At 41.9% G+C, this 14645-nt stretch carries 11 protein-coding genes; 3 read left to right on the forward strand and 8 right to left on the reverse strand.

Annotation, left to right across the window (positions count from 1 at the left end):
* Window positions 1-136 precede the first annotated feature (136 nt).
* Window positions 137-1483, forward strand: coding sequence for a dGTP triphosphohydrolase (gene dgt, locus WAA86_RS02775; protein ID WP_337299443.1), 1347 nt, complete (start codon window positions 137-139; stop codon window positions 1481-1483).
* On the opposite strand, the gene WAA86_RS02780 is transcribed toward dgt, so the two are convergent.
* Together WAA86_RS02780 and WAA86_RS02785 are read right to left on the reverse strand one after the other, a co-directional pair.
* Window positions 1480-2619: a DUF3078 domain-containing protein gene (locus WAA86_RS02780; RefSeq protein WP_337299444.1), complete on the reverse strand. Its 1140-nt coding sequence runs from the start codon at window positions 2617-2619 to the stop codon at window positions 1480-1482. The genes dgt and WAA86_RS02780 overlap by 4 nt on opposite strands.
* Window positions 2606-4369 carry a 1-deoxy-D-xylulose-5-phosphate synthase gene (locus WAA86_RS02785; protein WP_337299445.1) on the reverse strand — a complete coding sequence of 588 codons (1764 nt, stop codon included), beginning with the start codon at window positions 4367-4369 and terminating at the stop codon, window positions 2606-2608. The genes WAA86_RS02780 and WAA86_RS02785 overlap by 14 nt, the downstream gene beginning before the upstream one ends.
* Before the next feature lie 75 nt (window positions 4370-4444).
* Here WAA86_RS02785 and WAA86_RS02790 point away from each other — a divergent pair, with 75 nt between their 5' ends.
* A complete protein-coding gene (locus WAA86_RS02790) occupies window positions 4445-4894 on the forward strand; it encodes a nucleoside deaminase (protein ID WP_337299446.1) in 450 nt (149 codons plus the stop codon).
* Between the two features lie 77 nt (window positions 4895-4971).
* Here WAA86_RS02790 and WAA86_RS02795 read toward each other — a convergent pair whose 3' ends face one another.
* The 4 genes from WAA86_RS02795 to aspS all read right to left on the reverse strand — a co-directional run bounded on the left by WAA86_RS02795 (window position 4972) and on the right by aspS (window position 9118).
* On the reverse strand, window positions 4972-5166 hold the full coding sequence (locus WAA86_RS02795) for a cold-shock protein (protein ID WP_337299447.1): 195 nt from the start codon (window positions 5164-5166) through the stop codon (window positions 4972-4974).
* Window positions 5167-5251: 85 nt separating this feature from the next.
* Window positions 5252-5509, reverse strand: coding sequence for a hypothetical protein (locus tag WAA86_RS02800; protein WP_337299448.1), 258 nt, complete (start codon window positions 5507-5509; stop codon window positions 5252-5254).
* A gap of 10 nt (window positions 5510-5519) precedes the next feature.
* The gene (locus tag WAA86_RS02805) at window positions 5520-7277 is read right to left on the reverse strand and encodes a chloride channel protein (protein WP_337299449.1); all 1758 of its coding nucleotides are present in this window, start codon (window positions 7275-7277) and stop codon (window positions 5520-5522) included.
* A gap of 86 nt (window positions 7278-7363) precedes the next feature.
* Complete coding sequence (gene aspS / locus WAA86_RS02810) at window positions 7364-9118, reverse strand: aspartate--tRNA ligase (protein WP_337299450.1); 1755 nt, start codon at window positions 9116-9118, stop codon at window positions 7364-7366.
* Window positions 9119-9433: 315 nt separating this feature from the next.
* Between aspS and WAA86_RS02815 the strand changes: the two genes are divergently transcribed.
* On the forward strand, window positions 9434-9781 hold the full coding sequence (locus tag WAA86_RS02815) for a toxin-antitoxin system YwqK family antitoxin (RefSeq protein WP_337299451.1): 348 nt from the start codon (window positions 9434-9436) through the stop codon (window positions 9779-9781).
* A gap of 205 nt (window positions 9782-9986) precedes the next feature.
* Here WAA86_RS02815 and WAA86_RS02820 read toward each other — a convergent pair whose 3' ends face one another.
* Complete coding sequence (locus WAA86_RS02820; protein WP_337299452.1) at window positions 9987-13457, reverse strand: efflux RND transporter permease subunit; 3471 nt, start codon at window positions 13455-13457, stop codon at window positions 9987-9989.
* A 7-nt stretch (window positions 13458-13464) separates the two neighbouring features.
* On the reverse strand, window positions 13465-14634 hold the full coding sequence (locus tag WAA86_RS02825; protein ID WP_337299453.1) for an efflux RND transporter periplasmic adaptor subunit: 1170 nt from the start codon (window positions 14632-14634) through the stop codon (window positions 13465-13467).
* Between the last annotated feature and the right edge of the window lie 11 nt (window positions 14635-14645).

Below are 14645 nucleotides of genomic sequence, written 5' to 3' on the forward strand. Positions count from 1 at the left end.
AGATTAAGGAATTATTAAGAATAAAATCTAATCCACATCTGAATGGAAAATTTATTCTTGTAACATTAGTTTTAAAGAAGGGGGATTAGGTAAGGAAAAGCTATAAAATGTATCTTGCGTCTTCAAATAATTTACTATGAATTGGGAACAATTGCTATCCCTTAGAAGACAAGGGGATACCCACAAAAGGATACGGAAAGAACAAGATGAGACCCGTTTGGGGTTTGAGGTGGATTATGACCGTATTATATTTTCCTCAGCATTTCGAAGTTTACAGGACAAAACCCAGGTAATCCCATTATCCAAGACCGATTTTGTGCACACAAGGCTTACCCACAGTTTGGAAGTTTCCGTTGTTGGTAGAAGTTTGGGAAGGATTGCGGGAAAAAAGATCTTGGCAAAACATCCCTATCTAAAGGAGGTCCATGGGTACCAGTTCAATGATTTTGGAGCTATAGTTGCCGCAGCCGCACTTGCGCATGATATTGGAAACCCACCATTTGGGCATAGTGGCGAAAAGGCCATAGGGGAATATTTTAAAACTGGGAACGGGCAGCAGTATCGCTCCAGATTATCCGAAAAAGAATTTCAGGACATTATAGATTTTGAGGGCAACGCCAATGGTTTGAAGCTATTGACGGAAACCAGGGAAGGGGTGCAGGGAGGATTGCGATTGAGCTATGCTACCCTTGGGGCCTTTATGAAATACCCCAAGGAGTCTTTGCCCAAAAAGCCAACCGCTCATATTGCAGATAAGAAATTTGGATTTTTCCAGACCGAGCGCCCATTCTTTGAGGAAGTGGCATTGGAGCTGGGATTAAATCAGACACGACAGGGAAAGGACACCTCATTTTCTAGGCACCCCTTGACCTATTTGGTGGAGGCGGCAGATGATATCTGTTACACCATAATAGATTTTGAGGATGGGATTAACCTGGGACTGATTCCTGAAGATTTTGCTTTGGAGTATCTGATCAAATTGGTCAAGGACAACATCAATACAAAAAAGTACAATGAAATGGCCTTTATGGAGGATAGGCTCAGCTATCTTAGGGCATTGGCAATAAGTACGTTGATAACGGACGTCATTGATGTTTTTGTAGAAAATGAAGATGCCATTTTAGAGGGCACCTTCGGGGTTTCCTTATTGGACAAGAGTAAGTATAAGGCCCAAATTGCCGATATAATCCAACTTAGTGTTGATAAGTTGTACCAGTCCCAGGAAGTTATAGAAAAGGAGATAGCAGGATATAGGATTATTTCTGATATCCTGGATGTTTACACGAGTGCATTGGTCAAAAAAACGGAGGGTCAAGCGTCCAATTACGATAAATTGGTAATAAGGACCTTACCGGCTTTTTATCAACGAACGGAAGGTCTTTCTATTTATCAAATTCTATTGAATACGTGTTGTTATGTGGCCAGCTTATCCGATGGGGCGGCCGTGCACATCCACAATAAAATAATGGGTAGGCAACTTTAAAAGGTATAGGCAACACCAACCCCCAAAATCTGTTTGAACTGGATTCTAGGTCCACCTGAGTCCACAATGGTACCATCATCTGCTATGATCTCATCAAACTTAATATCGTCGTCATAGATAAGTTGGGTGCCGATGTTAGTTTGGATATACTTATTGACTACGAGCTTTAAATTAAGCTCCCAGTCAACATCGATATTGCCGAACCTACGGAGATAATCGGTATATAAGTTTATCCGGTGGTCCAAAAACACATTGTCAAAAATTTCCTTTTGCCACGTATTGGTAACGAGAAAACCAAATTCCATAAAAACATTTTCACCGGGGGCAATGACATTGCCCTCAGCATCATAACTTGCCTTTTTAACTCCAAAAGCACCCTGGTTGGCCAGGGTTTGGTCCAGGACATAAGTGGCCTTTTGGGTTATGGGTGAAATATAAAGATTGAATTTTTTTCCGTCTGGAATAAATGAAGTTCCCGCTCCCAAAAATAGGTATCCCGGGGCCATGAATCTGGATATGGGGGTCGTTCTGTCGGGATACTTGTACCCGTTGGAAAATTGGGTATTAAAATTGGCCTTTACCGAATAATACCAATTGCTCAGGGTGTCCCTTCTATAGCCAAAGGTAGAGCTAAGGCGTATAAGGTCTTCGGTTTTTCGGACTTTACGCCCTTCTTGAGCATTGAGTCCATATCTAAATTCCAGATCATTGTCCCATTGTATATACCTGAACTTATAATTCTTGACGAACTTAAGGTTCCCGGCCGCAGCAATGGAGTTGTCTCCACCGGCCTTCCAATTGACAAAGGCAACCTCATTGAAGTTGATTTTCAGCACATTTTCATTGTGCCAGAATGATGGTACTTGGAATTGCCGGAATTCCTTGGTCCTCGCCTTTGTTTTTTTGAAGGATACGATGGGATTGGTGAGATTTACACTTCGGGGGATATTTCTGATCTTGCTCTGAACGGCACGAATAACTATAGTGTCAACAATAGTAGTGTCTACAGCTGTGGTATCTATGGGTTGAATTACGGGAATGGTATCTTGTGCGGTCATTGTGGAAAGGCCTAGGAAAAATAGTAAGAATACTGACCATTTTTTGCCCTCTTTACAACAATACTCAATAAATCTCATCAATATAATTTTTAAGGGACAATACATCTATGTGGCAGAGCGACTGTAATTCTTCAACAGTGCCGTGTTCTATAAAAGTATCATCTATACCAAATATTTTTATTTTTTTGTCCGATCCAATTTTGTTGGCGAATTCTATGATCGCGCTGCCCATACCGCCTATTTTAACCCCATCTTCAATCGTAACAATATGTTCGTACTCCATAAAGACCCTTTCCAGCATTTTTTCGTCCAAGGGCTTTACAAAACGCATATTGTAATGACCAACCTTTTCGGGATTATCCATTTGCTGCAAAAGCTGGCCAACACTATTTCCAATATGTCCGAGCGAAAGCACCGCAATTTTTGTGCCTTTTTTCATTTCTTCGGCAGATCCAATTTCAATTTTTTGAAAAGGTTGTCTCCATTGTTTTGAGACACCTTTTCCTCGGGGATACCTTATGGCAATTGGTCTGTCCAATCCCAATTGGGCAGTATACATGATATTTCTCAGTTCGATCTCGTTCCTCGGGGCGCAAATGATCATGTTTGGGATGCATCTTAGATAGGCAATATCATAGATACCGTGATGGGTAGCGCCATCCTGGCCTACCAATCCCGCCCGGTCCAAGCAGAAAATGACGGGGAGCTGCTGCAGGGCAACATCGTGTATCACCTGATCATAGGCCCGTTGCAGGAAAGTGGAATAGATGTTGCAAAATGGCACCAGTCCTTCTGCCGCCATCCCAGCGGCCATGGTAACCGCATGTTGTTCGGCAATGCCCACGTCCAGTGCCCTTTCAGGAATCTGTTCCATCATGAATTTTAAGGAGCTTCCAGTAGGCATGGCGGGGGTTATCCCAATGATCTTCTTGTTTTCCAGTGCCAGCTCCACTAAGGTATGTCCAAATACATCTTGGTATTTTGGAGGCCCATCCTGAAGCGATTTTGGATACAGATCACCTGTCAGTTTATCAAATTTTCCCGGGGCATGATAGGTCACCTGATCTGCCTCCGCCTGGGGAAGGCCTTTTCCTTTTGTGGTAATGATATGTAGTAATTTAGGACCTTTCACGGTCTTTAAGCGCTCCAATTCTGCAATGAGAACAGTAATGTCATGACCGTCTACAGGTCCGGAATAATCAAAATTTAGGCATTCAAAGATATTCTCCTCTTTTGCCGTTCCTTTTTTAACGTTGGTCAAGTATTTTTTTAAAGCTCCAACACTTGGATCTATACCGATTGCATTGTCATTGAGGATGATCAGGACATTGGTATCCGTTACTCCGGCATGGTTCAAACCTTCAAAGGCCATTCCGCTCGCTATGGAAGCATCTCCAATGACTGCAATATGGTGCCTATCCTCTTCCCCTTTAATTTTTGATGCGATGGCCATTCCCAAAATGGCTGAAATGGAGGTTGAACTGTGACCTGTTCCAAAAGCATCATAAACACTTTCCTTCCGATTTGGAAATCCACTGATACCGCCCAGTTGTCGGTTGGTATCGAAAAGATTTTTTCTTCCGGTAAGAATTTTATGTACATAGGCTTGATGGCCTACGTCCCAGATCAATCTGTCTATAGGGGTGTTGAATACATAATGTAGGGCTATGGTAAGCTCCACCACGCCGAGACTAGCGCCCAAATGCCCTTCCTTGGTAGCGACAATATCTATGATAAATGACCTTAATTCCTTTGCAAGGTGGGGAAGGTCAGCAGTTTTTAACTGTCGTAGATCTGCTGGAAAATTTATTTTTTCTAGATGTTTCATGGCTTCAGGCAAATGTACATTAAATTCATTTTTTCAGGCGGGGGATTAAAGGGTTAAAATTGTAATTTTGGGGGTATGGATTTAAAAATGGACGATGCCTATTTTATGAAACGGGCCCTGCAAGAGGCGGAGGCCGCCTATGACAAGGGGGAAGTTCCCGTTGGGGCCATTATAGTCATTGAAAATAGAATAATTGCACGTGCCCATAACTTGACCGAACAGTTAAATGATGTTACGGCACATGCGGAAATGCAGGCGATAACCGCTGCAGCCAATTTCTTGGGCGGAAAATATTTGCATCGTTGTACCCTATATGTCACCTTGGAACCTTGCCAGATGTGTGCCGGGGCATTGTACTGGAGCCAGATTGCCAATATAGTATTCGGGGCCACGGATGTGGAAAGAGGTTGTGGGGTCATGGGAACGGTCCTCCATCCCAAAACTAAAATTAGGGGAGGGGTCATGGAGCAAGAAGCTTCTGAACTCCTAAAAAAATTCTTTATACAGCGAAGAAACCTCAATTAATGGCTGAACAACAGAGTCCCAAAAAGAAGAAGCCTTCCGTTAAGAAGGCTTCTAGTTTCAATTCAAAATAAAACATATTATCCAATTACTTGCACTTGTGCAGCAACCACTCCTTTTCTTCCTTCCTCTTCTTGGTATTCTACTTTGTCGCCTTCGTTTAACTCAACCCCGTTCAATCCTGTTGCGTGAACAAAAATGTCTTTCCCGGTGTCGTCATTGGTTATGAATCCGTAACCTTTGGATACATTGAAAAATTTAACAGTTCCAGTCATTCAATAAAAATTAAAAAATATACAAATCGTTTGAACTACTAAGTTATGTTTTTTTGGGCGAAAGTGTAGAAAATAGCAAGTAAAATTATTGATTATCAGGCTTTTCCTCATTTTTGGCCTGCATTTTTCTAATATTTTCTTCGGTCAACATATAATCTTTTACCTTTTTTCCTTTACTCTCCTTGATAAGAAATAGGGGCATGGCAATGAGAAAAATTCCAACCGTACCAAATCCGATATATTTATTGCCTAACAAGGGATTTGCATCCATTAAGGTAAAGCCATATATGATGCTCCCCAAGGAGGCTAGAAGGATTGCAACTATGATATATTTTAGTTTCATGATGATTTTTTTATTTGGTAAAATTGATCAATTTTCTCCTGTAAGCGGTCAACAGTTTCGATTTTGAAATGAAACCATGGTATTTGCCATCCTTTATTACGGGCAGGTTCCAAGCACCGCTATCCTGGAATTTTTTCATGACCTCTTGCATGGTGTCCTTTTCGTAAAAGATATATTCCGGGGCACTGTGCATAAGGGATCCTACCATGGTTGACTCATATAGGGAACTGTCGAACATTATTTCCCTTATATCGTCCAAAAGGATGATTCCCACCAAAGCATCATTTTCATCTATGACGGGAAAGATATTCCTGGTAGATTTTGCAACGGAATCATGGAGCATTTCCCCTAGGGTCATTGTGGAGGTCACGGTCTTGAAATTCTGTTCTATCACATCATCCAAATGCATTAGGGTAAGAACGGTCTGGTCCTTGTTATGGGTTATCAATGCACCTTGTTGTGCCAATTCCTTGGTATAAATGGAATGGTCTATTGTGTTTTTGGTGATCAGGTAGGAGATGGAAGAGGTGATCATTAAGGGCACAAAGAGTTCGTAGCCTCCCGTAATCTCGGCTATTAGAAATATGGCAGTTAGGGGAGCGTGCAAAACACCGGCTATAAGTCCGGCCATGCCAATAAGGGTAAAATTACTTTCTGAAACCACTAGGCCCAGCCCAGAATTGTTGATGACCTTGGCGACTACATTCCCCAAAGCACTTCCCATGACCATCGTCGGGATAAAGATCCCACCGGACCCTCCTGCCGCTATCGTAGTGGTCATCGCAATGGCCTTGAAAATGGTAATGCCAAATAAAAGCGCAATTACCACCCATATGTTGCTGGTAAACGCATCGAACGGGGTTTTCCCCAAGGCTTTTAAATGGTCCCCATCCAAAAGATTGTTGATCAGTCCGAAACCTTCCCCGTATAAAGGCGGAATAAAATAGAGCATGATCCCTATGGTAATACCTCCGACCAATAATTTGTATTTAGGACTCTTGAACCTTTTAAAAAAAGCAAGAATAGCAAAATACATTTTGGTGAAGTAAATAGAGGCAAAGGCTGTTCCGACACCGAGTAAAATGAAGAAAAAGGTATCCTTTATTTCGAATTTGTCCGTAATGGTAAAATTAAAAAGTACCTCATTGCCCAGAAAGAAATACGATGTTAGAACACCCGAAATAGATGCCAGTAATAAAGGAAGTAAAGAAAGCATGGTCAGATCCAAGCTAAAGACTTCCACGGCAAAAATAATGGCGGCGATAGGGGATTGAAAGATGGAGGCAATAGCTCCTGCCGAGGCACAGGCAATCAATAAGGACCTTGTTTTGGCATTGATGTGGAACAATTTTCCAAGGTTGGAACTAATGGCAGCTCCCGAGGCCACGGCCGGGCCCAATAATCCAACAGAACCTCCAAAACCAACGGTAAGGGGAGCTGTAATCAAAGGGGTATAAATCTGTACGGGCTTTATAAGTCCCTTTTTCTTGGACAAGGTAAAAAGGATGGAGGAAACAGCGTGTTCCAAGGGTTTCTTCAAAACAAACTTCACATAAAGAAACACAAAGAAAAGCCCAATTACGGGCAATATGAAATACAATTGATTATTGGAAAAGATAATCCCCTGTTCCAAAAATGCCTCAATAAAATAAGTAGTGTTCTTTAAGGTGACAGCAGCCAAACCGGCCAAAAAACCAACAATGACACTGAGAATATAAATAAAGGTTTTGTTGGAGATATGTTTGTATCTCCAAATTAAAAACCGCATTAAGATATTCTTCTTCTGGATCGGCATTGTTTGGCTTACCTTAATGTATAGTTAAAAAAAATCCCGTGATAAACGGGATTTTTAGGTTATGATTGAATGTCCAATTTAAGATTTAATTCTTTCAATTGTGCGTCATCAATAAAGGCAGGGGCATCTATCATGACGTCCCTTCCGCTATTGTTTTTTGGGAAGGCAATAAAATCCCTGATGGTTTCTTGTCCGCCCAAAATAGCAACCAACCGGTCCAGTCCAAATGCCAGACCTCCATGGGGAGGTGCACCGTATTGGAAGGCGTCCATCAAGAAGCCAAATTGTGATTTTGCTTCTTCCTCTGTAAAGCCTAGATGCCTGAACATGGTAGCTTGGGTTTCCTTATCGTGGATACGGATAGATCCTCCCCCAATTTCATTACCATTCAATACCAAGTCATAGGCATTTGCCTTTACTGCTCCCGGATCACTGTCCAGCAATTCTAGTTGTCCTGGTTTTGGGGAGGTAAAGGGATGGTGCATGGCATGGTAGTGACCGGTTTCCTCATCCAGTTCCAACAAAGGGAAATCTACAACCCACAACGGGGCAAATTCATCCTTGTTCCGAAGTCCCAAACGTTGAGCCAGTTCCATTCTCAAAGCACTTAATTGTGTCCTTGTTTTATGAGTTTCTCCTGAAAGGACACAGATTAGGTCGCCTGGTTTTGCATTAGTAGCTTCGGCCCAAAGGGAAAGATCTTTTTCGTCATAGAATTTGTCTACGGAAGATTTGAAGCTGCCATCTTCATTGTATTTGGCATAGACCATGCCTTTGGCACCTACCTGTGGTCTTTTTACCCAGTCTATAAGTGCATCAATTTCTTTTCTTGTATACGCAGCTCCCCCTGGTACTGCAATTCCCACAACCAGTTCCGCATCGTTGAATATGGCAAAATCCTTATGTTGGGCTACAGCGTTCAATTCGCCAAATTCCATTCCAAATCGAATGTCGGGCTTATCGTTCCCGTATTTCTGCATGGCATCATCGTAGGTCATACGTGGAAAATCCCCAATTTCAATCCCTTTGATTTCCTTCAATAGATGTCTTGTAAGTCCTTCAAATACATGTAATATATCCTCTTGTTCCACAAATGCCATTTCGCAGTCGATCTGCGTAAACTCCGGTTGGCGGTCTGCCCTGAGGTCCTCGTCCCTAAAACATTTAACGATTTGGAAATATTTGTCCATGCCGCCAACCATTAGCAATTGCTTGAAGGTTTGGGGAGATTGTGGAAGGGCATAAAACTGACCTTCGTTCATTCTACTTGGGACCACAAAATCCCTTGCTCCTTCCGGAGTGGATTTTATTAGATATGGTGTTTCAACTTCTATAAAGGCTTGATCGGAGAGGTATTTCCTTACCTCCATGGTCACCTTATGTCTGAATATCAGGTTGTTTTTAACTGGGTTCCTTCGGATATCAAGATAGCGATATTTCATTCGGATATCTTCCCCACCATCTGTCTGGTCCTCAATGGTAAACGGTGGAAGCAGGGCCTTGTTCAAAATGACCAGATTGGTGACCAATATTTCGATATCTCCCGTAGGCATATTTGGATTTTTGGAGGACCTTTCAATTACCTTGCCTTGTATTTGGATCACAAATTCCCTTCCCAAGGATTTTGCCTGATCCATTATTTCTTTGGAGGTACGCTCCTCATCGAAAATGAGTTGGGTAATGCCATAACGATCCCTAAGATCGGCCCAAATCATAAACCCTTTATCCCTAACTTTTTGTACCCATCCGGAGAGGATTACTTCTTTATTGATGTCTGAAGACCTTAATTGGCCACAGGTTTGACTTCTATACATTTATAATGTCTTAATTGATTCGCAAATGTAAGAAGTATCGGGATAAGGAGAAACAATTAGGGTGTATGTTGTGCAATATTTTTAAAAGTGCAAAGCATTTTCCTTTAACTAGCTGTGAAAGTTATTGGCTTTTAAATGTTACTTAAAATGTAAAGAGTGGACCATAGCATGTTTTTTTCTATTCTTTGAAACGTTGTCGCGTATTCCAATGTTAATTTAATGTAAACTAAATGTTACCTAACTATTGTTTTATTGTAAAATATTTGTAAATTTAATTCGTTAACAAATTATAATTCAATTTAATTCCCAAATACAATGAAAGTAGCATCCTTAGTTTTCGCATTTATTTTCTCACTAGTAACTTATGCTCAGACACCTGAACCGAACTTTGTTAAGGTTGGTGATATGGTTAAAGCAACCTACTTCCATGAAAATGGTATAGTTTCCCAATCAGGGCATTTCTTGAACGGAAAATTACATGGTGAATGGACCATGTATGACGAAAAAGGAGAGAAGATAGCTTTGGGTTCTTATGTGGAAGGACAAAAAACTGGAAAGTGGTTTTTTTGGCAGGCTGATGGATTACAGGAGGTTGATTTTGTGGATAGCCGTATTGCAGAAGTAATCCAATGGGATAAAGCCGGTAAGTTGGTGATCAATTAAAAGAATTACTTTATAAAATATATGACCCGCATCTATTGCGGGTTTTTTTATGTCCAAATTTTAGAGGGTATGATCAAGTGATAAGCTTAAATTCTATTTGAACATAGGAATTATTTCATGGTAACAAACTTAGCTTAGAAATACGGAAAAAGGGGCAGTGTTTTTAGAACTACCCCTTTTTTTATTTGCCAATTTATACATTTTATTACTTCCTTCTAGCGCGGAACTTTATTTTGAACCTATAGGTGATGAAGAATAATACAGGCACAATAATAAGCGTAAGGAAGGTTGCCACGATAAGACCATAGATGACGGTCCATGCCAATGGCCCCCAGAAGATCACATTGTCCCCTCCTATATAGATGTGAGGATTAAACTCCGAAAACAGGGCAAAAAAGTCTATGTTCAATCCAATCGCCAAAGGAATCAACCCCAATACGGTGGTGATTGCGGTAAGTATAACAGGGCGCAATCTTGCTTTTCCACCTTGTATAATGGATTCCCTAGCATCATCCCTTGTTAGTAGTTCACTATCGTCAATATTCAAACGAACCTTTTTTCGGTCAATAAGTATTTGAGTGTAGTCCAACAGTACCACACCATTGTTGACCACAATACCCGCCAAGGAAATAATGCCCATCATGGTCATCATGATCACAAATGGTTTCCCGGTAATGATCAGTCCGCCAAAGACCCCGATAAAACTCAAAAATATAGCAATCATGATTATCGCTGGTTTGGAGATTCCCCCAAATTGGAATATCAAAATAAGCATGATCAACCCTAACCCGGAAAAGAAAGCGCCCACTAAAAAGTTCATTTGCTTGTTCTGTTCCTCAATCTGTCCGGTATAATCTATTTGTACGTCCTGTGGCAAGGCCTTATAGCTCTCCATTTCTTCTTGGATTTCGGCCACAATGGCCGCAGCATCCGTAAATCCAGGTTTTAATCCGGAATAAACCGTAACCACCCTTTCGTTGTCCCTGTGCTTGATGGCGCTAAAAGAAGAGGTGTTTCTTTGTGAGGCTACGGCAGAGACCGGAATTTCTTTGATCTGTCCGTTTGCCGGATCCCTAAAAATGATATTTTGGTTGAAGAGGGCACTCTTTTCATATCTGTTCTCCTCATTAAAACGAACATTGATATTATAGTCCTCCCCATCCTTTTTGAAAATACCGGCTTTTTCGCCAAACAGGGATCTTCTGAGCTGATTTCCCACCTGGCCTACAGCAACACCCAACTCCCCTGCTTTCTCACGGTCTACAACCACCTGCATAGAGGGCTTGCCCTTATTTACGTCAATTTTCAGTTCCTCTATCCCTGCAATATTTTTGGTGTTGATAAAATTCCGCATGTCCTCAGCGGTATTGATCAATACATCATAATCCTTTCCTTGAAGTTCAATATTGATGGGATATCCCGCAGGAGGACCAGCAGCATCCTTCTCCACGGAAATGGCTACTCCTGGATAGATACCCTTTAGGGATTCCTGTATGTTTTCCCGGAGTTCCTCTGTATCCAGTCCGTTCCGGTACTTATATTCCCTCATGGATACGGTTAGCTTGCCACGATGCGGCATTTCGGCAGCCGAGCCACCATCTGTTTGTGGGTTCCCTGCACCCTCACCGACCTGTGAAACGGCAGATTCCACAAGGTAATTGGTCTCGCCGGTGGCATCGGTATATTTATTGCTATTTACAATAGCATATACCCTTTTCTCAATAGCCTGTGTTAACTCATTCGTTTTCTCAATGGATGTTCCTTGGGGATATTCGATGTACACATATATTTCATTGGGGATGGTGTCCGGGAAAAATTCAATTTTGGTTCTTTTTGCCCCGATAGAAGCCCCAAAAAGCATAAATGCACCGATCAACATGACCACGGTTATGCCAAAATACCAATAGACATTATTTCCTTTGAGCGCATGGATCAATCTCTTTTCATACCAGTTTTCAAAACGTACCATGGTGTTTTTTTGAAAATTGACAGCCCACTTTTTCAGGAAGTATTTATAAACCCAGAACATCAGAGCTGTTATGATCATGACCGTTCCCAAACCTCTCATCGCTCCGCCAAAAATGAGCACAAAAATACCTATTGCGCCCAGGATTATACTAAGGCGGATCAATTGCTTCAATGATAGTTCCTTATCTCCGGTGTCCATAAAATTGGAGACCAACATGGAATTCATGAATATGGCCACAAAAAGTGATGATCCAAGAACCACGGATAGGGTGATCGGGAAGTATATCATGAACTGCCCGAAAATTCCAGGCCATAGACCTAGGGGAACAAAGGCGGCTACCGTAGTGGCCGTTGAAATAATAATGGGAAATGCTATTTCACCAATACCTTTTTTGGCTGCCTCAATACGCGGCATTCCCTCATCCATGAGTCGGTACACATTTTCCACGACCACAATGCCATTATCTACCAACATTCCCAAGCCCATGATCATACCAAATAAAATCATGGTGTTTAGGGTATATCCCAATAATGACAGGATCATAAACGACATGAACATGGACATGGGGATGGCAAACCCTACAAAGAGCGCATTTCTGAACCCTAAAAAGAACATGAGTACGGTAACCACCAGGATAATACCAAATATGATATTGTTGACAAGGTCATCTACTTGGTTCAGGGTCCTGCCCGATGAATCATTGGCTATGGATATTCCCAGATCTGCAGGGTAGTAGTTTGCCTTGGCATCCTTGACCATGGCCTTGATCTTGTCTGCCGCCTCAATCATGTTCTTGCCCGCCCGTTTTTTTACATCCAACATCACCACACTCTCTCCGAACTCACGGGCAAAGGTTGTTTTTTCTTCTTCCGAAAAGGTCACTTGCGCTATGTCCTTTAGATAAACGGCATTTCCATTTTCTGATTTTACCACAAAGTCGTTGAGTTCCTTGGGGTCTTCAATCTCCCCCAATATTCTAATGGTCCTTCTTTGACTACTGGTTTTTAGGTTACCAGCGGACATGGTTACGTTCCCGTTTCTTATCGTGTTCAATACATCGTCAAAACTGACTTTGGCAGCCATCATTTTATATACATCCACTGCAATTTCAACCTCCTTGTCCTGGGCTCCTCTTATATCCACTTGCTTTACCTCGGGCAGGTCCTCAATTTCGTCCTGCATGTGCTCCGCAAATTCTTTTAACTTTTCAACCGGATAATCCCCAGTGAAATTGATGTTCATGATAGGGAACTGCTCGGAAAGATTTAGGTCGAACACATTGGGGTCTACCTTGGCATTGTTGAAAATAGGCCAGTCTTCCGTGGCCTTTTCACTGTCTACTTCATCTTTTACTTTCTGCTTGGCAGCCTCTACGGTAATTTCTTCATCAAATTCTACCGTGATAATGGAGTAATCTTCTTGGGAGGTGGAGGTTATTTCCACAAGGTTGCTCACATTCTTTAATTTGTCCTCCAAAGGGTCGGTAATTAAGCGCTCTATGTCCTCCGCGGTATTGCCGGGGTAGAGGGTGCTTATATAGATCTTGGTTTCCTTGATTTCCGGAAAATCTTCCCTTGGCATCGCAAAATATGAGGAAAGGCCTATCCAAAGAAAGAGACCGATCATCACATAGATCACACTCGGGTTATCAATGGCCCATGATGATAGTCCAAATTCCTTATCAGCGTTTTTTTTCTGTCTGCTCATGGACTCTTTAGTTTATGATTTTTACTTTTTGACCATCTTTAACGCTCCTTGCGCCTTCCTTGATCACCTGTTGTCCATTGACCAATCCGGAAAGCACTTCAATTAATGCTCCTTGGGTCTTCCCGGTGGTAATAATGGTTTTTTTCGCTATAGCCTCATTATCAGCATTGGGTTCCATGGCGATATAAGCATATTGCTCCCCTTCGGCATTTTCGGAAACAATGCTCTGGGGAATCAGAATTGCTTTTTCACTAGTGTAATCATTGATACGAACCTTGGCGGTGAGGTTAGGCTTTATGTTCCCATTTTTATTGGGAACGGGGATTTCCACGTTAAAAGATCTATTGCTTGGATTGATGAAATTTCCGGTCTGGCGGATTTTGGTGTTGGCACTATCCCCTAAAACAGGAAAGTAAACCTGTGCTTCTTTCCCTTTGGTAATACTGCCTAGATATGTTTCCGGAACCTCTACATCTATGTACATGTCAGAGAGGTTGACAATTCGGAACACTTCTGATCCCGGACCTGGAGAAACCACGGTACCCTGGTCTTTGATAACATCGTCAATGATACCAGCAAAGGGAGCCCTAATGGTAGATTTTCCCAATTGGCTTTGAAATTGTTTCACAGCATTCTGTTGTGCCTCGTAGTTCGACTTAGCTTGGAGGTACTGTATTTCAGAGCCTATTTTTTGTTCCCATAGGCGTTTTTGGCGTTCAAAGGTGGTCTTGGCCAGTTCGGCCTGTGTTTTAAGTTGCTCCAATTGGCTTCCCAACCCACCGTCATCTATGGTTGCCAACAACTGTCCTTTTCTTACTTGCTGTCCTTTTTGAACATAGACCTTTTGCAATGTTCCAGCCATTTCCGGATAGATCAATACATTTTGTTTGGTCATTACGTCTCCCTGAAGTTCCAAAAAGTGGTCAAATTTTTGTTCCTCGGCCATGACTGTGGTAACCAATGGTAACTTTTCATCCAAGTTAAAAGTTGCAATGACAGAGTCGAGAAGCTTTATTTCCCTATCCGTAGTTTTTAATTGCTCGGAAAGTTCACTTTTCTTGGCCCTTAGGGCCTCCACATCACCAGCTTCAATAAGGCTGTCCACGGAGGACTGACCGTTATTGCCACAAGCGGTGAGTACAAGGGCGGATACAAGTATGGAATAGATTTTTTTCATTTGAATAGTAT

The sequence above is a fragment of the Sediminicola sp. 1XM1-17 genome, from assembly GCF_037203765.1.
Taxonomy (GTDB): Bacteria; Bacteroidota; Bacteroidia; order Flavobacteriales; family Flavobacteriaceae; genus Sediminicola.

What these genes read in the sequence shown, in the direction of transcription:
- dgt (WP_337299443.1), top strand. Translation starts at nt 137, where the DNA reads ATGAATTGGGAACAATTGCTATCCCTTAGAAGACAAGGGGATACCCAC.
- WAA86_RS02780 (WP_337299444.1), bottom strand. Translation starts at nt 2,619, where the DNA reads ATGAGATTTATTGAGTATTGTTGTAAAGAGGGCAAAAAATGGTCAGTA.
- WAA86_RS02785 (WP_337299445.1), bottom strand. Translation starts at nt 4,369, where the DNA reads ATGAAACATCTAGAAAAAATAAATTTTCCAGCAGATCTACGACAGTTA.
- WAA86_RS02790 (WP_337299446.1), top strand. Translation starts at nt 4,445, where the DNA reads ATGGATTTAAAAATGGACGATGCCTATTTTATGAAACGGGCCCTGCAA.
- WAA86_RS02795 (WP_337299447.1), bottom strand. Translation starts at nt 5,166, where the DNA reads ATGACTGGAACTGTTAAATTTTTCAATGTATCCAAAGGTTACGGATTC.
- WAA86_RS02800 (WP_337299448.1), bottom strand. Translation starts at nt 5,509, where the DNA reads ATGAAACTAAAATATATCATAGTTGCAATCCTTCTAGCCTCCTTGGGG.
- WAA86_RS02805 (WP_337299449.1), bottom strand. Translation starts at nt 7,277, where the DNA reads ATGCGGTTTTTAATTTGGAGATACAAACATATCTCCAACAAAACCTTT.
- aspS (WP_337299450.1), bottom strand. Translation starts at nt 9,118, where the DNA reads ATGTATAGAAGTCAAACCTGTGGCCAATTAAGGTCTTCAGACATCAAT.
- WAA86_RS02815 (WP_337299451.1), top strand. Translation starts at nt 9,434, where the DNA reads ATGAAAGTAGCATCCTTAGTTTTCGCATTTATTTTCTCACTAGTAACT.
- WAA86_RS02820 (WP_337299452.1), bottom strand. Translation starts at nt 13,457, where the DNA reads ATGAGCAGACAGAAAAAAAACGCTGATAAGGAATTTGGACTATCATCA.
- WAA86_RS02825 (WP_337299453.1), bottom strand. Translation starts at nt 14,634, where the DNA reads ATGAAAAAAATCTATTCCATACTTGTATCCGCCCTTGTACTCACCGCT.